The organism is Enhydrobacter sp., from assembly GCF_030246845.1.
Taxonomy (GTDB): Bacteria; Pseudomonadota; Alphaproteobacteria; order Reyranellales; family Reyranellaceae; genus Reyranella.
Window position 1 is genome coordinate 3,441,989 of the sequence record NZ_CP126889.1, and the last position, 22,248, is coordinate 3,464,236.

At 67.1% G+C, this 22,248-nt stretch carries 24 protein-coding genes and 1 tRNA gene; 21 read left to right on the top strand and 4 right to left on the bottom strand.

Going from position 1 to position 22,248, the window contains the following annotated elements; all coding sequences use genetic code 11:
* Positions 1-62 precede the first annotated feature (62 nt).
* Together OJF58_RS17300 and OJF58_RS17305 are read left to right on the top strand one after the other, a co-directional pair.
* Positions 63-2,231 (top strand): ATP-binding protein, encoded by a 2,169-nt coding sequence (locus OJF58_RS17300; RefSeq protein WP_300778959.1) that lies wholly within the window; start codon positions 63-65, stop codon positions 2,229-2,231.
* Complete coding sequence (locus OJF58_RS17305; RefSeq protein WP_300778960.1) at positions 2,228-2,557, top strand: Hpt domain-containing protein; 330 nt, start codon at positions 2,228-2,230, stop codon at positions 2,555-2,557. The genes OJF58_RS17300 and OJF58_RS17305 overlap by 4 nt, the downstream gene beginning before the upstream one ends.
* A 58-nt stretch (positions 2,558-2,615) precedes the next feature.
* On the opposite strand, the gene OJF58_RS17310 is transcribed toward OJF58_RS17305, so the two are convergent.
* Complete coding sequence (locus OJF58_RS17310) at positions 2,616-3,521, bottom strand: PaaI family thioesterase (protein ID WP_300778961.1); 906 nt, start codon at positions 3,519-3,521, stop codon at positions 2,616-2,618.
* 84 nt (positions 3,522-3,605) lie between these two features.
* Between OJF58_RS17310 and OJF58_RS17315 the strand changes: the two genes are divergently transcribed.
* The 13 genes from OJF58_RS17315 (at position 3,606) to OJF58_RS17375 (ending at position 16,713) form a co-directional block, all read left to right on the top strand.
* Positions 3,606-4,391, top strand: a complete 786-nt coding sequence (locus OJF58_RS17315; protein ID WP_300778962.1) for an enoyl-CoA hydratase — start codon at positions 3,606-3,608, stop codon at positions 4,389-4,391.
* Between the two features lie 235 nt (positions 4,392-4,626).
* Positions 4,627-5,346, top strand: a complete 720-nt coding sequence (locus tag OJF58_RS17320) for a CerR family C-terminal domain-containing protein (protein WP_300778963.1) — start codon at positions 4,627-4,629, stop codon at positions 5,344-5,346.
* Complete coding sequence (locus OJF58_RS17325; RefSeq protein WP_300778964.1) at positions 5,343-6,920, top strand: efflux transporter outer membrane subunit; 1,578 nt, start codon at positions 5,343-5,345, stop codon at positions 6,918-6,920. The genes OJF58_RS17320 and OJF58_RS17325 overlap by 4 nt, the downstream gene beginning before the upstream one ends.
* A gap of 12 nt (positions 6,921-6,932) precedes the next feature.
* Positions 6,933-8,063: an efflux RND transporter periplasmic adaptor subunit gene (locus OJF58_RS17330; protein WP_300778965.1), complete on the top strand. Its 1,131-nt coding sequence runs from the start codon at positions 6,933-6,935 to the stop codon at positions 8,061-8,063.
* Positions 8,064-8,076: 13 nt separating this feature from the next.
* A complete protein-coding gene (locus OJF58_RS17335; protein WP_300778966.1) occupies positions 8,077-11,169 on the top strand; it encodes an efflux RND transporter permease subunit in 3,093 nt (1,030 codons plus the stop codon).
* Between the two features lie 20 nt (positions 11,170-11,189).
* A complete protein-coding gene (locus OJF58_RS17340) occupies positions 11,190-11,342 on the top strand; it encodes a hypothetical protein (protein WP_300778967.1) in 153 nt (50 codons plus the stop codon).
* 123 nt (positions 11,343-11,465) lie between these two features.
* The gene (dcd, locus tag OJF58_RS17345; RefSeq protein WP_300778968.1) at positions 11,466-12,020 is read left to right on the top strand and encodes a dCTP deaminase; all 555 of its coding nucleotides are present in this window, start codon (positions 11,466-11,468) and stop codon (positions 12,018-12,020) included.
* Between the two features lie 18 nt (positions 12,021-12,038).
* Positions 12,039-13,322: a UDP-N-acetylglucosamine 1-carboxyvinyltransferase gene (gene murA / locus OJF58_RS17350; RefSeq protein WP_300778969.1), complete on the top strand. Its 1,284-nt coding sequence runs from the start codon at positions 12,039-12,041 to the stop codon at positions 13,320-13,322.
* Positions 13,323-13,748: a DUF2948 family protein gene (locus OJF58_RS17355; protein ID WP_300778970.1), complete on the top strand. Its 426-nt coding sequence runs from the start codon at positions 13,323-13,325 to the stop codon at positions 13,746-13,748.
* A 50-nt stretch (positions 13,749-13,798) separates the two neighbouring features.
* Positions 13,799-14,467, top strand: a complete 669-nt coding sequence (gene hisG / locus OJF58_RS17360; protein ID WP_300778971.1) for an ATP phosphoribosyltransferase — start codon at positions 13,799-13,801, stop codon at positions 14,465-14,467.
* Entirely contained in the window at positions 14,457-15,761 is a 1,305-nt protein-coding gene (gene hisD / locus OJF58_RS17365) for a histidinol dehydrogenase (RefSeq protein ID WP_300778972.1), read from the top strand. Before hisG ends, hisD begins: the two co-directional genes overlap by 11 nt.
* A gap of 5 nt (positions 15,762-15,766) precedes the next feature.
* Positions 15,767-16,264, top strand: a complete 498-nt coding sequence (locus tag OJF58_RS17370) for a UPF0262 family protein (protein WP_300778973.1) — start codon at positions 15,767-15,769, stop codon at positions 16,262-16,264.
* Between the two features lie 2 nt (positions 16,265-16,266).
* Complete coding sequence (locus tag OJF58_RS17375; protein WP_300778974.1) at positions 16,267-16,713, top strand: arsenate reductase ArsC; 447 nt, start codon at positions 16,267-16,269, stop codon at positions 16,711-16,713.
* 108 nt (positions 16,714-16,821) lie between these two features.
* On the opposite strand, the gene OJF58_RS17380 is transcribed toward OJF58_RS17375, so the two are convergent.
* Together OJF58_RS17380 and OJF58_RS17385 are read right to left on the bottom strand one after the other, a co-directional pair.
* The gene (locus OJF58_RS17380) at positions 16,822-17,400 is read right to left on the bottom strand and encodes a hypothetical protein (RefSeq protein ID WP_300778975.1); all 579 of its coding nucleotides are present in this window, start codon (positions 17,398-17,400) and stop codon (positions 16,822-16,824) included.
* 225 nt (positions 17,401-17,625) lie between these two features.
* Positions 17,626-18,000 (bottom strand): DUF805 domain-containing protein, encoded by a 375-nt coding sequence (locus OJF58_RS17385; RefSeq protein WP_300778976.1) that lies wholly within the window; start codon positions 17,998-18,000, stop codon positions 17,626-17,628.
* A 192-nt stretch (positions 18,001-18,192) separates the two neighbouring features.
* Between OJF58_RS17385 and infA the strand changes: the two genes are divergently transcribed.
* The 6 genes from infA (at position 18,193) to OJF58_RS17415 (ending at position 21,933) form a co-directional block, all read left to right on the top strand.
* The gene (gene infA / locus OJF58_RS17390; protein WP_085933607.1) at positions 18,193-18,411 is read left to right on the top strand and encodes a translation initiation factor IF-1; all 219 of its coding nucleotides are present in this window, start codon (positions 18,193-18,195) and stop codon (positions 18,409-18,411) included.
* A 6-nt stretch (positions 18,412-18,417) separates the two neighbouring features.
* Positions 18,418-18,999: a nucleoside triphosphate pyrophosphatase gene (locus tag OJF58_RS17395; RefSeq protein WP_300785307.1), complete on the top strand. Its 582-nt coding sequence runs from the start codon at positions 18,418-18,420 to the stop codon at positions 18,997-18,999.
* Entirely contained in the window at positions 18,996-20,204 is a 1,209-nt protein-coding gene (locus OJF58_RS17400; protein WP_300778977.1) for a ribonuclease E/G, read from the top strand. The genes OJF58_RS17395 and OJF58_RS17400 overlap by 4 nt, the downstream gene beginning before the upstream one ends.
* Positions 20,201-20,431, top strand: coding sequence for a DNA gyrase inhibitor YacG (yacG, locus tag OJF58_RS17405; RefSeq protein WP_300778978.1), 231 nt, complete (start codon positions 20,201-20,203; stop codon positions 20,429-20,431). Before OJF58_RS17400 ends, yacG begins: the two co-directional genes overlap by 4 nt.
* A gap of 35 nt (positions 20,432-20,466) precedes the next feature.
* Positions 20,467-20,542: transfer RNA gene (locus tag OJF58_RS17410), tRNA-Phe, on the top strand.
* 200 nt (positions 20,543-20,742) lie between these two features.
* Complete coding sequence (locus OJF58_RS17415; RefSeq protein ID WP_300778979.1) at positions 20,743-21,933, top strand: integrase arm-type DNA-binding domain-containing protein; 1,191 nt, start codon at positions 20,743-20,745, stop codon at positions 21,931-21,933.
* A gap of 36 nt (positions 21,934-21,969) precedes the next feature.
* Here OJF58_RS17415 and OJF58_RS17420 read toward each other — a convergent pair whose 3' ends face one another.
* Positions 21,970-22,185 (bottom strand): AlpA family transcriptional regulator, encoded by a 216-nt coding sequence (locus OJF58_RS17420; protein ID WP_300778980.1) that lies wholly within the window; start codon positions 22,183-22,185, stop codon positions 21,970-21,972.
* Positions 22,186-22,248: the final 63 nt, after the last annotated feature.

Consider the following 22,248-nt stretch of genomic DNA (forward strand, 5'->3'; position numbering starts at 1 on the left):
ATGGGTCCTGCTAGGGGCCAGACACAATATGTTGGCATCCGCTCTTTCCCGGCTCGGGCCGCATGTCGCTCGTCCCTGAGACCACCGGCGCGTCGGCCATTTCACCGCTCGAGGTGGCCAACCCGGCGCAACAGGAGGCTTTCGTCCGCGCCGAGCTGATCCGCCGGCTGTTCGACGGTTCCAAGCAGTCGCGCTACTTCTCCTTCGTCCTGTGGCCGGTGATCGCCGCGATCTACTGGCGGCAGGTCGATCTCCTCGAGTTGCTGCCGCCGTTCGTCGCGCATATCGGCGTCACCGTCGCCTTCGACATCCTGCGGCGCAACTTCGCCCGGACCAATCCGCCCGACGAGGAGGTTGTTCGCTGGGGCTGGTGGTTCGCCGCGCTCTCTTTCCTGGCCGGCGCTTGCTGGGGCGTGGCCGGCTACATGCTCGCGTCCCGGGATTACGAGCTGCAGCGCATGCTGCTGGGGCTGGTCCTGCTCGCCACCATCACGACGGCCGTGCCCATCCGATCGGCCCATCCGCCGACCTTCTACACTTTCTCGATCGCGACCACGGCGCCGCTTCTCTTCGTTCTGCTCACGGCCTCCGATCCCTTCTACCAGCTCGTCGGCATCGCCGGCGGCGCCTATGTCGGCCACCTCATGGCCTATGTGCGCGACGTGCACCGCTGGCAATACGACAATATCGCGCTCGCCTACCAGAAGGAGGAACTGGCCCAGCGCCTGCAGGTCGCCTATGACGAGGCGCGAACAGCGCGCGATGCCGCCCTGGCGGCCAAGGGCGAGGCGGAGAAGGCCAACCAGGCGAAGTCGGTCTTCCTCGCCACCATGAGCCACGAGATCCGCACGCCCATGAACGGCGTTCTCGGCATGATCGACGTGCTGGAGCGGACGCCGCTCACCGCCGAGCAGCGCGACGCGCTCGGCACGGTGCGCTACTCGGCCTCGGCGCTGTTGAAGATCATCGACGACATCCTCGACTTCTCCAAGATCGAGGCCGGCCGCCTCGATCTCGAGCGCATCGAGGTCTCGACTGTCGAGCTGATCGAGGGCGCGGCCGAGACGCTCGCCCCGCAAGCCGCCGCGAAGGGCGTCAAGCTGATCGCCTATGTCGCCGCCGGCGCGCCGGCGCGCATGATGGGCGATCCACTGCGCCTGCAGCAAATCCTGTTCAACCTGCTGGGCAATGCGCTGAAGTTCACCGAGAAGGGGTCGGTGCGGCTGACGCTCGAGCGGTCGGACGAGAGCACGCTTTGCATTCGGGTGGCCGATACCGGCATCGGCCTCACGCCCGAGCAACGCGAGAAGCTGTTCCAGCCCTTTGTCCAGGCCGACAATTCGACGACACGCCGCTTCGGCGGCACGGGACTCGGCCTCTCCATCGTGCAGCGGCTGGCCGAGGCGATGGGCGGGACGGTATCGGTGGAGAGCACGCCCGGCGTGGGTTCCGCCTTCGCGGTAACCATGCGCCTCGACGAGGTGCCGTGCGCTCCGGACAGCCCGCAACCGCTAGAAGGGCTGATGCTCGCCTTGTCGTTGCCCGATCCGGATGAGTCGCGGGCGATCGCGCGCTATCTCACCGCGGCGGGCGCCAGGGTGGGCCTCGGCGTGCCGGGTACGCCTCCCTTCACCGGCCTCCGCCTGATCGAGGCCGGTGCCCCCGAGCGCCGGGTGACGCTGATCGACGGTCCTGCGCCGGTGACCGGCGCACCGCGGCAGGGGCTGCCGCGGCCTTGGCGGCGCGACAGTCTCGTTCGCGCCGTTCTGCGCGCTGCAGGACGGGCGCCGGTCCGCACGCGCGGCACCGACGTGCCGGCGGCGCCGCAACGGACGGGCGGGCATGTGCTGGTGGTCGACGACAACTCGGTCAACCGCAAGATTCTCGCACGTCAGCTCGAGCTGGCCGGTGCCTCCACGGACACCGCGGCAGGCGGCGACGAGGCGCTCGAGCTGTGGCGCAAGCGGCGCTACGATCTCGTGCTCGCCGATCTGCAGATGCCCAGCATGGACGGCTTCGAGCTGGCGCGGCGCATACGCCAGAGCGAGCAGGCCGACCGGCGCGAGCGCACGCCGATCCTCGCCATCACCGCGAGCGCGCTGGAGGAGCACGAGCAGCGGACCCGGGCCGTCGGCATGGACGGGCTGATCACCAAGCCGATCGGCATCGAGCAGTTGCGCGCGACCCTGGACATATGGCTGAAGGACACCCGGACGGAGCAGGTGACATGAGCGAGGCATACGATCGCGGCAGGCTGGTCGAGCTATTCGGCGAGGATCCGGAGGCGCTGGCCGAGGTCGAGCGGGAGTTCCTCGATACGGCCCGGGAAGCGACGCGCGAGATCGAGGGGACCGAGGATCCTGCCGCCATCGCGCGGGCCGCACATCGCCTCAAGGGCGCCTCCGGCATGATCGGCGCCGTCGCGTTGCATCAGATCGCGGAAGCCGTCGAGCAGGCGGCCAGGGCGCATGATCTCACGACCGTGCGCCGCATGCACGACGTCTTTCGCCACGAGGTCCAGCGCGTCGCCAGCCAGGCCGGTCTGACGATCGAATAGCCCTCGCCCGACCGAGTGCCCGCCTGAACGCGCCGAAGGGTCGGCTCCTGGAGAAGCGTCAGCGCCGCGGGCGCAGCAGGATCGTCGACGAGTAGGAGAGCAGCGGCTTGCCGTTCTGCTCCAGGAGGCCGCGCAGGAAGGCGAGTGTCCTGCCGTGGCGTGGGACCTCGACGCGGGTCGTGAGCGGCGAGAGCGCGTCGCCGGCGGCCAGGAACTCGGCGGCGAAGGAGACGGTGCTGGGCGCCATGCCCGTGACCAGCCCCGCCGCACGCGTCACCGCCGAATCGGCGAAGCTCATCATATAGCCGCCATGCAGCACGCCGCCCGAATTGCACATATGCGGGAGCGTCGGCTGGACGAGCGTCGCGCCATCCGCTTCCTTGCGCGCATAGGACGGACCGATATGGCGTGAGTACACGCTGGCATTGGCCAGGAGGTCGAAATCGGCGGGCACGGTCTGTGGCGTGACGGCCACCGCTGCTCGCGCCGCCTCCTTGCGCGCCATCGCCTTGTCGCGCGCGACGTGCCGGCAGACGCCGGACCAGAGCGCGACGATGCGGCCTTCCTGCGTGATGCTGCCGCGTGCGAAGGCGAGCCGTCCCGTGACCTGCAGCGGCTCGCCGCGCGCCTCTAGTGGCGGGCCGATCCGTCCTGCGTTCAGGAACTCGACGGCGATGCTGACCGTCATTGCAAACGAGCTGTTGCTGCCGCCGTCGGCGGCCCGCCCGGCGACCAGGCAAAGCGCATAGTCGGCGAAGGTCAGAACCGCGCCGCCATGAACACCGCCAGCGTAGTTGGCATGACGCGGCTCGGTCGGCAGCACGCAGTGCACGCTGTCCTTTGCCCGCGCATCGCCGTCGATTCGAAAGTAGAACGGACCGGTGTGGTCCTCGAACGGATCGGACGGCACGAACGTCGAATAGCGCGCGAGATCGATCGCGGCGGGAGTGGCAGTATCGGGCATTCCGGTCGGCTCTTGTGAAACGTCGGGAGCGGGCTCTATTAGAGGAATTTCCCCCGACGACAAAGAGCCACGGAGCGAAACCGCATGACGCCTGCTGCGCACAAGATCGAAGTCCGGCGCGAGCAGCGCGAGAAGGGTGCGGTCGTCCATGTGGTCTACGACTATTCGCGGCGGCTGAACGTGCTGGGTCCGCCGGCGCTGCACGATCTTGCCGACACCTTCCATACGCTGGCCAAGGACGATGATCTGCGGGTCGTCGTGCTGTCGGGGGCGGGCGGGCGCGCCTTCATCGGGGGCGCCGACATCAATCACATGGCGGCATTGCGCCAGGGCGAGGAGGGTCGTGCTTTCATCACCCTGATCCACAAGCTCTGCCAGTCGATCCGCGACTGCCCCGTGCCGGTGATCTGCCGCATGGAAGGCTATACGCTGGGCGCAGGCCTCGAGGTCGCGGCGGCGTGCGACATGCGTATCGCATCGGACAACGCCTTCTTCGGCATGCCGGAGGTGAAAGTCGGCGTGCCGTCGGTGGTCGAGGCGGCATTGCTGCCCCGCCTGGTCGGCTGGGGGCGCACCGCGCGGCTGCTGCTCACCGCGGAGACGATCGACGCCGCGGCGGCCGAGGCCTGGGGATTGGTCGAGGAGGTGGTGCCGGTGGCCGAACTGGACGCGGCAGTGGAGCGTTCGGTGCAGGCCATCGTCGAGGCTGTCCCCGCCGCTGTGCGCAGCCAGAAGCGGTTGATGCGCCGCTGGGAACGGCTGTCACTCGACGAGGCGGTGCAGGTGGGCATCGACGCCTTCGCGCAATCCGTTGCCGAGGGCGGGCATCTCCAACCCATGGCAGAGTTCGTCCACCGCAAGAAGAAATAGCCGTATTTTATTGATGTAAAATCGATTTCTTCTGTGGGCCTTTCCTCTTGCGCGGCCGACGTCGCGAAACCAGATAGACGCGGTTTCCGCTCGCGCCCATGAGGTGGCAGCGGCAATGGCTTGCGGGGCGTCCTATTTTCACTCTGAAATCCGTTGATCGACAAAATAATATCGTTCGATTGACACAGTTTCGCCGTGCGTATAGAGAGCCGCGCTGCACTGCAGAGCGGATTGCATGAACCACAGCGCATTACGGCAACGACCGGGCGCCTATGCCCGCGGCGAGGACACCCGCCGGCGCATCCTCGAGACGGCGCTCGAGATCTTCGCCGCCGTCGGCTACGAGGGCGCCAGCACCCGGCATCTCGCCGAGCGTGCGGGCGTGAACTTGCCGGCTATTCAATACTATTTCGGCAGCAAGGAAGGCCTTTACCGCGCCGTCATCGAGCAGATCGTGCAGCACAACGAGGCACGCATGGCGCCGCTGGCCTTGAAGGTTCGCGCCGCGCTCGCCGGTTCCGAGACCCCGCGCGCGGAGCTGCTCGATCTCCTGTGCGAAATGCTCGAGGCGTTCGTCGGCCTGATCGCCGGCGGACCGCAAAACGAGAGCCGGCGCCTGCTTTATGCGCGGGCCGAGATCGAGTGCACGGCCGGCCTCGAGCTCTTGCACAAGACGGGGATGCGCCAGATCTTCGAGCCCTGTCTTGCGCTGGTCGGCCGGCTGCTTGGCCGCTCGGTCGAGGATCAGGCGGTCGTGCTGCGCACGGTGGCGCTGCTCGGCCAGGTGACGATCTTCTGCAATCGCGGCGTGCGCGAGGCGCTCGGCCTCGAACTCTTCAGCGAGGAGCGCGTGCGGGCCGTCCAGGCGCTGGTGCGCTCCCAGACCGAGGCCATCATGCGCGACGCCATGGCGGCGTCGTGCCAGACCGAACCCAGGGCGGACCATAATCGATGACGCGTTCCACTTCTTCCCTGTCGCGTGCCGCCCGGCGCGCGGGTCTCGGTGTCCTTGCGCTGGCAAGTCTCGCCGCCGCGGGCGGCTGCGCGATCGGTCCGGATTTCAAGCGGCCCGCCAAGCCCACGACGACCGGCTACACGCCGGAAAATCTCGTTCCGACGACGGCATCGGCGGGCATCACCGACGGCGGCGCGGCGCAAACCTTCGATCCCGGCGCGGATATTCCCGGCCAGTGGTGGGAGCTCTATCGCTCGCCCGAACTCAATACGCTGATCGCTGAGGCGCTCAAGGCCAATCCCGACCTCGATGCCGCGCAGGCCTCGCTGCGTCAGGCCAATGAGCTGCTCTATGCGCAGCAGGGCACGTTGTTCCCGACCTTCAGCGCCAATGGCCAGGCCCAGCAGCAGAAGTTCAACGGCGCGAGCACGGGTCAGCCGGGTCTCGTCCAGGTGTTCGGTGTCACCACCGGCTCGCTCAACGTTTCCTACAACCCGGACATCTGGGGCGGCGCGCGGCGGTCGGTCGAGGCGCAGGCGGCGCAGGCCGAGGTCGAGCGTTTCCAGCTCGAGGCGACGTACCTGACCCTTACGTCCAACGTCGTCGTGGCGGCAGTGAACCTCGCCTCGTTGCGCGCCCAGATCGCCGCGACCGAGGACATCATCCGGATCCAGACCGATTCGCTGCGCGTGGTGCAGACCCAGTTCGACCTGGGCGGTGCGGCGCGCTCGGACGTGCTGCAGCAGCAGGCCACGCTGGCATCCACCCAGGCGCAGCTTCCGCCATTGCAGAAGCAGCTCGCCCAGCAGCGCAACCAGCTCATGACGCTGCTCGGCAAGCCGCCGACCGAGGATGCCGGGCAGGGGCTCAGGCTCTCCACCCTGCATCTGCCGGAGCAACTGCCGCTCAGCCTGCCCTCGCAGCTCGTGGAGCAGCGGCCCGACGTGCGTTCGGCCGAGGCGCAGCTCCACGTCGCGAGCGCCAATGTCGGCGTGGCCGAGGCGGCGCAGTTTCCGCAGTTCCAGATCACCGGTCTGTGGGGCGTTGCATCGGCCGGCTTGAGCACGTTCTTCATGCCGGGCTCGGGTGTCTGGAATATCGGCATCAGCCTTGCGCAGACGCTGATCGACGGCGGCCAGCTCGAGCACAAGAAGCTCGCCGCGGCGGCGGCCTACGACAAGGCGGCCGCGCAGTACCGCAGCACCGTGCTCTCGGCGTTCCAGGACGTGGCCAATGCGCTGCGTGCCTTGCAGTCCGACGCCGACACGCTGAAGGCGACGGTGCTGGCCGAGCAGACGGCGCAGGCCAGCCTCAATCTCGCGCAGCAGCAGTACCAGCTCGGCGCGGTCAACTACCTGACGCTCCTGAACTCGCAGCAGCAGTACCAGAACGCGCTGGTCAACCGCGTGAAGGCGCAGGGGCAGCGCTATGCCGACACCGCGGCGCTGTTCCAGGCGCTGGGCGGCGGCTGGTGGAACCGCAACGACGTCAGGCCCGAATCGAACGGCAAGCCGGGCGGCATCGTCAATCTGCCGCCGGTGCAGGACATCAAGCCGCCCCGCGCGGGACACTGAAGGACGAACGCTATGATCAAGCGAATGCTCATCATGTTGGTTCTGGTCGGGGCTACCCTGTTCGGGGTCTTCGGCTTCAAGAGCTTCGTCGACGGCAAGATCAAGGAAGCCATGTCGGGCATGGGCAACCAGCCGCAGACGGTGGCCACGGCGGTCGCGCAGTTGACCGACTGGCAGGCACAGGTCGAGGCCGTCGGCTCGCTGCGGGCAGTCAGAGGTGCCGATCTCTCGCTCGAGCTCGCCGGTGTGGTCGACAAGATCGAGTTCAAGTCCGGCCAGGACGTCAAGGCCGGCCAGGTGCTCCTGCGCCTGCGCAACGACGACGATGTTGCCAAGCTCGAATCGCTCGAGGCCGTGGCCAAGCTCGCCCAGATCACCTACGACCGCGATCTCAAGCAGTTCAAGGCCCAGGCGGTGAGCCAGGCGACGATCGACAGCGACGCCGCCAACCTAAAGAACAGCAAGGCGCAGGTCGAACAGCAGCGCGCGATCGTCGACAAGAAGATCCTGAGGGCTCCGTTCGACGGCAATCTCGGCCTGCGGCAGGTCGATCTCGGCCAATACCTCGCGCCGGGAACTGTGGTCGTCACCCTGCAGGCGCTGACGCCGATCTATGCCGACTTCCTGCTGCCGCAGCAGGCGCTCGACAAGATCGAGGTCGGGCAGCCGGTGACCGCGAAGGTCGACACCTATCCGGGCAAGACCTTCACGGGCAAGATCACGGCCATCAATCCCAAGGTCGAGGCCTCGACGCGCAACGTGCAGGTGCGCGCCACCATCCAAAATCCGGACAGGCTGCTGATGCCCGGCATGTACGTAACCGTCGACACCGAGATCGGCGAGCCGCGGAAGATGGTGACGCTGCCGCAGACGGCGATCAGCTACAACTCCTACGGCGACCTGGTCTATGTCGTCGAGGAGAAGGGCAAGGGTTCGGACGGCAAGCCACAGCTCGCCGTGCGACAGACCTTCGTCGCCGTCGGACCGACGCGCGGCGACCAGGTCGCCATCACCAAGGGACTGAAGGAAGGCACGACCGTCGTCACGGCGGGCCAGATGAAGCTGCGCAACGGCGTGCCGGTCGTGGTCGACAACTCGGTGGTGCCGAAGGACGATCCCGATCCCAAGCCGGTCGATCACTGAGGGACGGCAGGTCATGAAGTTCACGGACATCTTCATCCGCCGCCCCGTGCTGGCGACGGTGGTCAGCCTGATGATCCTCGTCGTGGGGCTGCGCTCGGTGTTCACGCTGCCGGTGCTGCAGTATCCTCAGACCGAGAACGCGGTCGTCACCGTGACAACGACCTTCTACGGCGCCGACCCTGCCGTGATCGCGGGGTTCATCACCACGCCGCTCGAGAAGGCGATCGCGCAGGCCAACGGCATCGACTACATGACGTCGTCCTCGATCAGCGGGGTCAGCACCATCACGGTCTACCTGCGGCTGAACTGGGACGCCAACAAGGCGATGACCGAGATCAACGCCAAGGTGAACTCGGTGCTGAACGCCCTGCCGACGGGCACGCAGCAGCCGGTGCTGACGGTCAAGGTCGGTCAGACCATCGACGCCATGTATCTCGGCTTCTCGAGCGACAAGCTCGCGCCCAACCAGATCACGGACTACATCACGCGCGTGGTGCAGCCCAAGCTGCAGGCGGTCGAAGGCGTGCAGACGGCCGAGATACTGGGCGGCAAGAACTTCGCGCTGCGCGCCTGGCTCGATCCGCAGAAGCTCGCCGCCTATGGCCTCACCGCGGCCGACGTGGCGAACCAGCTCTCCGCCAACGACTACATCTCCGGCCTGGGCAATACCAAGGGCCAGATGGTGCAGGTGACGCTCACCGCGTCGACGGCGCTGCGCACGCTCAATGAATTCCGCAACCTCGTGCTGAAGCAGGACGGCGGGGCCATCGTGCGCCTCTCCGACGTGGCGAAGGTGACGCTGGGCTCGGAAGACTATGAGAGCGAGGTCGGCTTCGACGGTGCCCAGGCAGTCTATATCGGCATTCAGGTGGCGCCGGCGGCCAATCTGCTGAACGTGGTCAAGGGCGTGCGGGCCATCTGGCCGGATCTCGTCTCCCAGCTCCCGCAGGGGCTGGAGGGCAGGATCGTCTACGACTCGACTGCGTTCGTGAACAGTTCGATCGACGAGGTGGTCCGCACGCTCGTGGAAGCGCTGCTGATCGTCACCGTGGTGGTGTTCCTGTTCCTGGGCTCCCTGCGATCGGTGTTCATTCCGACGGTGGCCATCCCCCTGTCACTGGTCGGCACCTTCTCGATGATGCTGATCTTCGGGTTCTCCATCAATCTCCTGACGCTCCTCGCCCTGGTGCTCGCCATCGGCCTGGTGGTCGACGACGCGATCATCGTGGTCGAGAACGTCAACCGCCATCTCGAGGAGGGTATGAAGCCCGTTCCCGCCGCCATCCAGGCGGCGCGCGAGCTCGGCAGCCCGATCATCGCCATGACGGTGGTGTTGGTCGCCGTCTACGTGCCGATCGGCTTCCAGAAGGGCCTGACCGGCGCGCTCTTCACCGAGTTCGCCTTCACGCTGGTGGGCGCCGTGACCATCTCCGCGATCGTGGCGCTCACGCTTTCGCCGATGATGTGCTCGCGGCTCCTGAAGCCGCACGGCGAGGGGGTCACCCGCTGGGAAGCCGCCTTCATCCGGTTCATCGACCGCAATTTCGATCGGCTGCGGCGCGGCTACGGACGGTGGCTCGACGGCAGTCTGAGCTATCTCCCGGTGACGGCGACGTTCGCCGTCATCATCCTGGGCAGCATCTATTTCTTCTATTCGAGCATCAAGGCCGAGCTGGCGCCGCAGGAGGACCAGGGCGTCATCATCACCTTGGCCACCAACTCGCCGACGGCGACGCTCGACCAGCGCCTGATGTATGCGCGGCAGGTCTACGAGATCTTCGCCAAGCATCCGGAGACGGATCACGTCTTCCAGCTCGACGTACCGGGGCAGGCAATCGCCGGCATGGTGCTGAAGCCCTGGGACGAGCGCAAGCTCACCTCCAACGACCTTCAGCCGGTCATCCAGCAGCAGGTGGCGGGCATCGCCGGTGCGCAGGTGGTGGCCTTCCAGCTTCCGCCGCTGCCCGGCAGCACCGGCCTGCCGGTCCAGTTCGTGATCACCACCACCGGCGGCTTCGAGTCGTTGAACGAGGTGGCGCAGAACTTCCTGAAGGAGGCGCTGCAGAGCGGCATGTTCATCTTCCTGAACACCGACCTCAAGATCGACCAGCCTCAGGCCACGGTACAGATCGATCGCGACAAGGCGGCCCAGCTCGGGCTCAAGATGAGCGACATCGGTGGCGCGCTCGCCTGGATGCTGGGCGGCGGCTACGTCAACTACTTCAACCTCGACGGCCGGTCCTACAAGGTGATGCCGCAGGTGCAGCAGCGCTCGCGGCTCAATTCCGACCAGGTCAAGAACTACTACATCAACGCGTCCGACGGCACGCCTGTGCCGGTCTCGACCGTGGCGAAGATCACCACCAAGGCGATCCCCGAGTCGCTGAACCACTTCCAGCAGCTCAACAGCGCCACGATCCAGGGCGTCGCCTTTCCGGGCGTTTCCCAAGCCGATGCCCTCAAGTTCCTCCAGGATCTCGCCGCGCGCACCCTGCCGGCCGGCTACTCGGTCGACTATGGCGGCCAGTCGCGGCAGTACATCCAGGAATCGGGCGGCTTCGTCACCACCTTCGCCTTCGCCCTGATCATCATCTTCCTGTCGCTGGCGGCGCTGTTCGAAAGCTTCCGCGACCCGTTGATCATCCTGTTCTCCGTGCCGATGTCGATTGCGGGCGCGCTCCTGTTCCTGCTCGTGCTCAGCACTTTCGGCGTGCTCGGCGCGACCATGAACATCTACACGCAGGTCGGCCTGGTGACGCTGATGGGCCTCATCAGCAAGCACGGCATCCTGATCGTGGAGGTGGCCAACGAGCAGCAGACGCTCGGCAAGTCGAAGCGCGAGGCCGTCGTGGCGGCCGCAAGCATCCGATTCCGGCCGATCCTGATGACCACGGCGGCGATGGTGCTCGGCGTGGTGCCGCTGATCATGGCCACCGGGGCCGGCGCTCTGTCGCGCTTCTGCATGGGGCTGGTGATCGCTTCGGGCCTTTCGCTCGGCACCTTGTTCACGCTGTTCGTGGTCCCGGCGGTGTATGTCATGCTGGCGGGCGATCACCACAGGAAGGACGACGAGGCCGAGGAGGCGCTGCCGGCCCCGGCCGAGTGACCGAAGGCGTTCGATCACCCATGAAGCCGCCCAAGAAGTCACCTGCCGTCGCCGACGGCAAGGACGAGCGCGCCGCGCGCCTGGCCGCGGCGCTGCGGGAAAACCTCAAGCGGCGCAAGGCCCAGGCGCGGGCAAAGCAACGGAACGAGGGGCAAAAGCCCGTCGAAGATTGAGCGGCGGGGCCGGCTCGTCTAAAACGTCGCTGTCGTCCCCGAGGAAAGTGTCATCCTGAGTGCAACGAGGGATGATGCGGTCACCTTGGTGGTGATCGCTTCCCCCTCGCGGAAACAACAAGAATGGCAATCCTTTCCGACCGCTGGATCCGCCGCATGGCCGAGGAGAAGGGCATGATCGAGCCCTTCGTCGCGGCCCAAAAGCGGGACGGCATCATCTCCTACGGCCTGTCCTCCTACGGCTACGATGCCCGCGTGGGCAACGACTTCAAGATCTTCACCAATGTCGACTCGGCCGTGGTCGATCCCAAGAACTTCGCCGAGAACAGTTTCGTCGACCGCACGACCGATGTGTGCATCATTCCGCCCAACTCCTTCGCGCTGGCCCGCACCGTCGAATATTTCCGCATCCCGCGCGACGTGCTCGTCGTGTGCGTGGGCAAGTCGACCTACGCCCGCTGCGGCATCATCGTGAACGTGACTCCGCTCGAGCCCGAGTGGGAGGGGCACGTCACCCTCGAGTTTTCCAACACCACGCCCTTGCCGGCGAAGATCTATGCCAACGAAGGCGCGGCGCAGTTCCTGTTCTTGCAGGGCAACGAGCCCTGCGAGATCTCCTATCGCGACAAGGCCGGCAAGTACCAGGGCCAGCGCGGCGTCACGCTGCCCAAGATCTGAAGCGGAGGAAAAGGGGAGATGGATCGCATCCGTATCAAGGGCGGCCGCGCGCTCAAAGGCGAGATCGTCGTGTCTGGATCGAAGAATGCCTGCCTGCCGGCCATGGCGGCGGCATTGCTCACCGACCAGCCGCTCGTCCTCAAGAACGTTCCCCGGCTCGCCGACATCACCACCATGATGCAGCTCCTTCGCCAGCATGGCGTGGAGATCGAGGCCGCGCCCGGCGAGAACGGCCACGCCCACGGCACCCGGCTGACGCTCCGCGCCGACAGAATCACCTCGACCACCGCGCCCTACGATATCGTGCGCAAGATGCGTGCTTCCGTGCTGGTGCTCGGCCCCCTGCTGGCGCGCGAGGGCGAGGCGCGCGTGTCGCTGCCCGGCGGCTGCTCGATCGGGGCGCGGCCCGTCGACCTGCATATCGCCGGGCTGAAGGCCATGGGCGCCGACATCGATATCGATGGCGGCTACATCGTCGCCCGGGCGCCCAAGGGATTGAAGGGAGCGCGCTTCACCTTCCCCAAGGTCTCGGTCGGCGCCACCGAGAACCTGATGATGGCGGCGGCGCTGGCACGGGGAACGACCGTGCTCGACAACGCCGCTCGCGAACCCGAGATCGTCGATCTCGCCGCGTGCCTCTCGAAGATGGGCGTGCCCATCGCCGGCATCGGCACCGAGACGCTGACGATCGAGGGCGTCGCCCAGCTCAAGTCGGCGACGCACGTCGTGATTCCGGACCGCATCGAGACCGGCAGCTACGCCATGGCCATCGCCATGACGTCGGGCGATGTCGAGTTGGTCGGCGGCCGGCTCGAGCTGATGGAGGCCGCGGCGCAGAGCCTGCGCGCGGCGGGCGTGGTCTTCGAGAGGACGAATCGCGGCTTCCGCGTGCGTCGGGCCAACGGCGAGCTGCACGGCGTCGACGTGATGACCGAGCCCTATCCGGGTTTCCCGACCGACCTGCAGGCGCAGATGATGGCGCTGATGACCCGCGCCGAAGGAGCTTCGATGATCACCGAGACGATCTTCGAAAGCCGATTCATGCATGTGCCGGAGCTGATGCGCATGGGCGCCAATGTCACCATCCACCACGAGTCGGCGCTGGTCCGTGGCGTGCCGAAGCTACGCGGCGCGGAGGTGATGGCGACGGACTTGCGCGCTTCGGTATCGCTCGCCATCGCCGCCCTCGCCGCGGAAGGCGAGACCACGCTGCACCGCGTCTATCACCTCGACCGCGGCTATGAGCGGCTGGAGGAGAAGCTCGCCGCATGCGGCGCCGACATCGAGCGGTTGAAGGGGTAAATGGCCGACAAGCTCAGGCTCACGGCGCTGGACGCCGACGATCTCGCGGTGATCTCGGCGGCGGTGCAGGATTCGCTGGTCGCCGTCCGCGACTGTGCCTTCTTCGCCGGGGAGAAGCGTTTTGTTCTCCTGCTGAACCGGTTCTGTTGGGAAGCCGACGCGACCATCGAGACGGCTTACTGGCGGACCCATTCCGCCCTTGTTTTCAACGAGGTGGATGCCGTCCATCACCACAAGATCCCGCTCCAGCAGCCCGACCGGATGCTGGAATTGCTGGCCGTGGGCCAGCAGAAGGACGGATCGGTGGTGCTGAGCTTCGCCGCCGGTCGTGCCATACGGCTGGAAATCGGCCGGCTTGCATGCCATTTGGGGGACGTCGGGGAGCCTTGGCCCACCCCGTGGAAGCCCGCCCATCCGGCCGGATAGCTCGCGCGGCCCCGGCCTGGGCGGGCATTCGTTACTGGTGAGAATCAACCTTGTCGAGCGAAGCCAACGAAAAATTGATCCTGGCGGTGCCGAAGGGGCGCATCCTCGGCGAAGCGTCGCCCCTGCTCGCCGCCGCCAATATCGAGCCGGAGGAGGCCTTCGCCGATCCGGACGCCCGCCAACTGCGCTTCGCCACCAACCATGCCGACCTCGACATCATCCGCGTGCGGTCCTTCGACGTCGCGACCTTTGTCGCGTTCGGCGCCGCCCATCTCGGCATCGCGGGTTACGATGTGCTGATGGAGTTCGACTATCCCGAGATCTATGCGCCGATCGACCTCGGCATCGGCAAATGCCGGCTGGCGGTGGCCGAGCCGGCCGAGATGGCGGGAAGCGACGATCCGCGGCGCTGGAGCCACGTGCGCATCGCCACCAAGTATCCCGAGGTGACGCGCCGCCACTTCGCCGCGCGCGGCGTGCAGGCCGAGTGCGTCAAGCTTTCGGGCGCGATGGAGCTTGCGCCATCGCTCGGCCTCAGCCATCGCATCGTCGACCTGGTCGATTCCGGCCGCACGCTGCGCGACAACGGCCTGGTCGAGATCGAGCACATCGCCGACATCACCTCGCGCTTCATCGTCAATCGCGCCGCCCTCAAGACGCAGTCGGAGCGGATCGGTCACTGGGTCGACCGCTTCCGCGAGGTGAGCCGTGCCGCTTAGGCTCGACGCCTCGGCGCCGGGCTTCGAAAAGGACTTTTCGGCCTTCCTCGGGCGCAATCGGGACACCGACGAGAATGTCGACCGTGTCGTCGCCGACATCGTGGCCGACGTGCGCGCCCGGGGCGATGCGGCGCTGGTCGAGTACACGCGCAAGTTCGACAGGGTCGATACCGACGTGAAGGGCCTGCGCATTTCCGATGCCGAACGCCGTGCCGCGGCGGCCAGGGTGCCGGCGGCACAGCGCGCGGCACTGGATTTCGCCAGCCGCCGCATCGAGGCGTTCCACCGCGCGCTGCTGCCCGGCGATGTCGAGTTCACCGACGAGACGGGCACACGGCTCGGTGCCCGCTACCGGCCGCTCGATTCGGTCGGCGTCTACGTGCCCGGCGGCACCGCCGCCTATCCTTCCTCGGTGCTGATGAACATCGTGCCGGCCAAGGTTGCCGGCGTGGGGCGGGTCGTGATGGTCGTGCCGACCCCTGGCGGCGTCCTCAATCCGCTGGTCATGCTGGCGGCCGAAATCGCCGGTGCCGACGAGGTCTGGCGCATCGGCGGCGCCCAGGCGGTGGCGGCGCTCGCCTATGGCACGCAGTCGATCAGGCCGGTCGACAAGATCACCGGTCCCGGCAACGCCTTCGTTGCCGCCGCCAAGCGTCGTGTCTTCGGGCAGGTCGGCATCGACCTGATCGCCGGCCCGTCGGAGATCCTGGTGGTCGCGGACCGCCACAACGATCCTGCCTGGATCGCCGCCGACCTGCTGTCCCAGGCCGAGCATGACCCGTCCTCGCAATCGGTGCTGATCGCCGACGATGCCGCCTTCGCCGATTCGGTTGTGCAGGCCGTCGACGCCGAGCTCAGAACCTTGCAGCGCAGCGAGATCGCGGGCGCGAGCTGGCGCGACAACGGAGCGGTGATCCTCGTGCCCGATCTCGCCCAGTCGGCGCCGATCGTCGATCGCATCGCGGCAGAGCATGTCGAGCTCGCCCTGGAGCCCGAAGCCGCCGAGGCGCTCAGCCGCAAGATCGTTCACGCCGGGGCGATCTTCCTCGGCCGGCATACACCCGAGGCGATCGGCGACTACGTCGCCGGCACGAACCATGTGCTGCCGACCTCGCGCGCGGCGCGCTTCTCGGGCGGGCTGGGCGTCGCCGACTTCCTGAAACGCACCTCGATCGTGCATTGCACGGTGGATGCGCTCGCCCGTCTCGGGCCGGCGGCGCTGGTGCTTGCCGAGGCAGAGGGACTGGGCGCGCACGGCCGCTCCGTTTCCATACGGCTGAACCGCCGCGATTGACGACCATGGCGCATCCGCCGTCATCTGCGGCTCCCAGGGCACGTCGCCTCGTCGACATCGTGCTCGACGAGAAGTCGGTGGCGCGGCGCTCTCCTGAGGTCGAGCACGAGCGCGCGGTCGCGCTGTTCGATCTGCTGGAGGAGAATCACTTCGGCCTCGTGAACGGCGAGGCCGGCCCGTACAAGCTCCATATCGGCATCTTCGAGCAGCGCCTGGTCTTCGGCGTCCATTCGGCGGACAACCGAAAGCTGCGCGATGTCATCCTGTCGCTCACGCCTTTCCGCAAGATCGTGAAGGACTACTTCCTGGTTTGCGGCAGCTACTATACCGCCATCAAGAAGCTCGGGCCGGCGCAGATCGAGGCGCTCGACATGGGCCGCCGCGGGTTGCACAACGAGGGCTCGGAGCTTCTGCGCGAACGGCTCGCCGGCAAGATCGAGCTCGATCTCGACACGGCGCGGCGGCTGTTCACCCTGATCTGCGCCTTGCATATCAAGGCCTGAGGATGAAGGACGGCCTCCCGGGCAGTCTGCTGTTCGCCTGTACGCACAATGCCGTTCGCTCGCCGATGGCGGAGGCGCTGGCACGTCGTCTCTACGGTCAGGCAGCCTATATCGAGTCGGTCGGAGTCCATCGCAGCGACCTCGATCGCTTCGCGGCGGCCGTGCTGGACGAGATCGGCATCGACAGCCAGGCCTATCGCAGCAAGAGCTTCGACGATATCGAGCCCAGCTCGTTCGACCTGATCGTGAGTCTCTCGCCGGAAGCCCACCACAGCGCGCTCGAGTTCACCCGCAGCACGGCGACCGACGTCGAGTACTGGCCGATTCCCGATCCGAGCGTCGTCGAGGGGACCCGCGAGACTCGGCTCGACGCCTATCGCGGCGTGCGCGACATGATCCTCACCCGCCTCAAGGTAAGATTTGGCGTTCCGTCGGGGCCGACACTTTAGAAAAAAGGTGCGCGGGAAGGTACGTTTGTCCTCTGCATGGCAAAGCAGCCTGCGCGGAGCGCGGTCCACGCAGGCTGCCGTTTGCCCGGCCTCGGCTAACGCAAAGGCCTATCGACGGTCCCAGCCGCGGCGCGAGGCCTCGGAATGGCCGCGCGAATCGCCGAACCAGCCTCCGCGATGGCGTCCACGACGATCGTAATCGTCGTCGTCCTCGTAGCGGCGGCTCCGATAGCCGCGGTCGTCATCGTCGTCATAGCGGGAATAGCCGCGATGGCCGTGCTCCCAACCGCGACGGGATGCCTCCGAGTGGCCCTCCGGATCACCGTACCAGCCGCTGGGACCATGGCGTGGATTGTCCCAGCCGCGGCGCGAGGCTTCGGAATGGCTTTCGGAGTCGCCGTACCAGCCGCTCGGGCCGTGACGCGGATTGTCCCAGCCGCGACGTGACGCCTCGGAATGACCCTCCGAGTCGCCGTACCAGCCGCTCGGGCCATGCCGCGGGTCGTCCCAGCCGCGCCGGGCAGCCATGGAATGACCCTCCGGATCGCCGAACCAGCCGCCGCGCCGGCGACCCCGTCGATCGTAGTCGTCATCCTCGTCGTAGTACCGGGAGCGGCTGCGCCGACGGTAGTCGCGGTCGTCGTCCTCGTCCATGAAGCGACCGCGTTCATCACGTGACATGCTCATGTCTGCTCTCCTGAGTCGGTGTTTGCAGGGGAGCGGAACGCACCGCGGATGTCGTGCCGCAGCTCGTTTGCCGCTCGTGGCGCGCAGCAGTGCCGCGCCTAGGCAGACAACTCTCGGCGTATAAACGGAGTTGCGAAGCCGGTAATCCGCGTGCGTTTTCGTACAGCAACGGAGCAGGCTAGCGGGATGTTCTGCGTCTGCAGTCTTGCGGCGAGCGCGGCGGCATCAGCCGGCAGTTGGATCGCGCAGGCCGACGGTCCGTTCACGCCGCCGCGCGGCGGGCGGTGCAGGCAGCAGCCCGCAATCGACCACCAGCCAGATCTGGCCGACGATGGGCAGCAGCAGAAGCATCGACCAGAATCCTGTCTTGCCGCGGTCGTGACAACGCTTGATCGTGATCGCCGTCTGCACCCAGATGATCGGCAGGGCGAAGATCAGGGCGACGGCCGAGCCCATGAAGATGCTGCCCGGCATCCAGGCTGCGAGCAGGCGGTCGACATAGGTCGCATACAGCCAGACGAGCAGCAGGACCACGATCTGGCCGAGCCAGAACGGACCGCGCCCGATCCGGCCTTCGAAGCCGAAAAGCAGCCCTGCCATTTGCCCGTGCTTCTCCCTTTTGGTTCCGCCCGGTAACGCGTGAGCGTGCCCGAATGGCGGTGGCCGGTCGAGGCCCGCCGCCGCCTGCGCAGGTCGGGCCGTTTTGCACCGGTCCGCAGACATTGACTATGTCCCTGTCCCAGCCCATTTTCCGGCCGCTTTCGTCTTTTGCATTCACCAGCCGGAGGCCGGATGGCCAAGGAAGATCTGATCGAGTTCAACGGTGTGGTCGAGGAGTTGCTGCCGAACGCGATGTTCCGCGTGAAGCTCGACAACGACCACACGATCCTCGCCCATACGTCGGGCAAGATGCGCAAGAACCGCATCCGCGTGCTGGCAGGCGACCGCGTCACCGTGGAAATGACGCCGTACGACCTGACCAAGGGCCGCATCACCTTCCGCTTCAAGTAGACACCGCTGCAGCCGCCGCTGGTCCTGGCTTCTGCTTCGCCGCGCCGCCTGGATCTCCTGCGGCAGATCGGGTGCGAGCCGGCCAAGATCGATCCGGCCGATGTCGACGAGAGCCCGCGCCGGGGAGAGCTGCCGCGCGGCTATGCATTGCGCATGGCCCGCGCCAAGCTCGACGTCGTGGCTGCCCGTCATCCGGACGCCGTGGTGCTGGCCGCCGACAGCGTGGTGGCGGTCGGCCGGCGCATCCTGCCCAAGGCCGAGGACGAGAGTACGGCGCGCGACTGCCTCGCTCTTCTGTCGGGCCGCCGTCACAAGGTGCTGGGCGGTGTTGCCGTCGCGGCAGCGGGGCGAGTGCGCATCCGGCTGGTGGAGACGGCGGTCCGCTTCAAGCGGCTGGAGGCGGCGGAAATCGACGCCTACGTCCGCAGCGACGAATGGCATGGCAAGGCCGGCGGCTATGCCATCCAGGGCCGCGCGGCCGCCTTCGTCTCCTTCCTGTCCGGCTCCTACAGCAACGTGGTCGGTCTGCCGCTCTTCGAGGCCGCGGCGCTGCTGCGCTCGGCCGGATTTCCGATGGGGACGTCGTGAGCCGGATCGACCGGCTGATCTGTCATGTGCTGCCGCGCGCTTTTCTGCTCGCGCTGGTCGCGGACGGCCGGCTGGTCGAGCTGCGCATTGCGCGGCGCGATCGTCCCTCGCTGATCGAGGGTGTCTTCCTCGGCCGCCTGGAGCGCGTCATGCCCGAGCTCGGCGCGGCCTTCGTCGATATCGGCACCGGCCAATCGGGCTTCCTGCGCGCCGAGGATCGCGCCGGCATCGAAGGCTGGCCGCCGGCCGGCGCGCCGATGCTGGTGCAGGTGCGCAACGACGGCGAGGATGGCGGCAAGGGTCCGCGGCTGTCGATGGATGTCGCCGTCACCGGCCGCTACGTCGCCTATCATCCGCTGGGCGCGGGCATCCGCTTCTCGCGCCGCATCGAGGGCGAGGCCGAGCGCGAACGGCTGGCCGGTCACGTGCGCGACCTGCTGGAAGGCGGGCTGGTGCTGCGCACGGCGGCGGCCGGCGCCTCTGGCGACCTGCTGCGGGACGACGCGGTGCGTGTGCTGGCGCGCTGGGAGACCATCCGGCGCCAGGCCCTCGACCTGCCGCCGCCGGCCGATCTCTCGGCGCGGATGCCGGGTGAGCTCGATCCGATCGAGCGGGCGTTGCGCGATCATGGCGCGAGCCTCGACGAGCTGATCATCGACGACCGCGGCCGGGCAGGCCGGTTGCAGGAAGAGTTCGAGCGCCGCCAGGAGAGGATTCGCGTGCGCTGGCACAGCGGGCCGATGCCGATCTTCGACGTCGACGACGTGGCGGGCCAGATCGACACCGCGCTCGCGCGGCGCATCGCCTTGCCGAGCGGCGTCGAGGTGCTGTTCGAGCCGGGCGAGACGCTGGTCGCGATCGATGTCGACAGCGCCGGCGCCGGCGGGCGCCAGGGGCGCGCGCCGCGCCGGCCGGTCGACGTCAATCTCGAAGCGGCGCCCGCCATCGCCCAGCAACTGCGGCTGCGCAACCTCGGCGGTCCGGTGATCATCGACTTCGTCACCATGCGCAGCGCCTACGATCGCGACAAGGTGCAGGCCGCGCTGGCCGAGGCGCTGGCGGACGATCCCGTGCCCAGCCAGCTCTACGGTTTCACGCGGCTCGGCCTCTTCGAGTTGACGCGCGCCAGACGCGGCGCGACTCTGGCGGCGCAATTGGAGGCCCTTCAACAGGCAACGGGCGAACAGACCGACCAGGAGCCATGACCCCGGCCGATCGATCCTCTCCGCCGCTGCGCGCCGTGCGCATCGACGCCAAGTGTCCGGTCTGCGGCAAGCCCGCCGAGCTCAAGTACCGGCCGTTCTGCAGCAAGCGCTGCGCCGACATCGACCTCGGCCGCTGGCTGAAGGAAGGCTATCGCGTGCCGACCGACGAACCCCCGGACGATGGCGCCGGAGAAGGTTCGGACGGACGACCTAGACACAAGCCCTGACGCATCCTATACAGCCCGCCGCCAACGAACGGCGCGCCCAGGTAGCTCAGTTGGTAGAGCATGCGACTGAAAATCGCAGTGTCGGTGGTTCGATTCCGCCCCTGGGCACCATTACCCTTTTCTCCCGCCATCTCAGAGCGTCTCACCTCGCCCGATAATGCATTGATATCGCTTCCTTTTTGAGGATTCTGGCGCCTTTTGTCGTCCCAATCCGCGTCACCGGATATCGCCTCATCCCGCGGATTTGTTGGCCTTGATGTTGGCCTCGGCCTGGTCTTTGTTGGCCCGAGGCCAACAGCGGGAGGCCAACAATGGCTTTGACGGATACGGCGTGCCGTACCGCCAAGAGGCGGGAGATGGAATACAAGCTCTCCGATGGCGGCGGGCTCTATCTCCTTGTGAAGCCAGGCGGCGGGCGGCTCTGGAACCAGGCATACCGGTTCAACGGGAAGCAGAAGAAGCTGTCCCACGGCGCCTATCCCTCCGTATCCCTCGCCGAGGCGCGCCGGCTGCGCGACGAGGCCAAGAAGCTGTTGGCCTCGGGAGTCGATCCCGGGGCCAACAAGAGGGCCGCAAGGCTGACCGCCGTCATCTCGGCGACGAACACCTTCGGGGGGATCGCCGAGGAATATCTGCAACGGATCGAGGACGAGGGCGCCGCCGCGTCCACCGTCATGAAGAACCGATGGCTGCTGGTCGATCTGGCCGGCCCCGACCTCGGCGCCCGGCCGATCGCGGATATCACCCCGGCGGAAATCCTCGCCCTGCTGCAACGGATCGAACGCACCGGGCGCCGGGAGACGGCGCGGCGGCTCCGCAGCATGATCGGCACCGTCTTCCGGCTTGCCATCGCTACGCTGCGGGCCAAGGACGATCCGACGCTTCTCCTGCGGGGCGCCCTGAAGGCCCCCAAGGTGCAGCACCGGCCCGCGATCACCGACGAGAAGCGTCTCGGTGCGCTTCTGGTGGCCATAGATGCCTATGACGGCTGGCCGACGCTCCGGTCCGCTCTTCAGTTCACGGCGCTGACGTTCGCCCGCCCCGGCGAGGTCCGCGGCGCCGCGTGGGCAGAGATCGATATGGAGGAGGCAATCTGGCGCATCAACGGCACCCGCACCAAGGTGCGCCGGCCGCATGAGGTGCCGCTATCGCGGCAGGCGCTCGACGTGCTGCGCGAGGTGAAGGAGGTCGGCCGGAGGAGCACCCTTGTGTTCCCCTCTATCCGCTCCAATGCCCGCCCCCTCTCGGAGAACGCAATGAACGCCGCGCTGCGGCGCATGGGCTTTACACAGGATGAGATGACCGCGCACGGCTTTCGGGCGGCGGCGAGCTCAATATTGAACGAACGGGGCTTCCGGCCCGACGTGATCGAGGCAGCGCTTGGGCATCAGGATCAGAACGAAATCCGGCGTGCTTACAACCGGGCAAGTTATTGGCCGGAGCGAACTGAACTGATGCAGGCGTGGGCAGACCACACTGATCGGTTGAAGCGAACGCCGTGACAAAGACTTGGATCGTGCACTGGATGGGGGCGGGTCTCACCGGCCAAAATCGGTCTTCTGCTCTGGCCGCCACGCCACGGGGTTGGCGACCCAGCAGTCGATATCGGATTCCCTCCAGCCGGCGCCGTTGACGCTGATCCTGATCTGGGGCGGGAACGTGCCTTCGGCGATCTTGCGGTAGATGGTGGACCGGGACAGGCCGGTCCGGGCGAGAACGGTTTTCAGACGGACGATACGGTCTGGTGCGGGCATTACTGCGCTTGCTCCTGCCGGTTGTCTCTGACTGCTCCTGATCCAGACAAAACAAGCACTTAC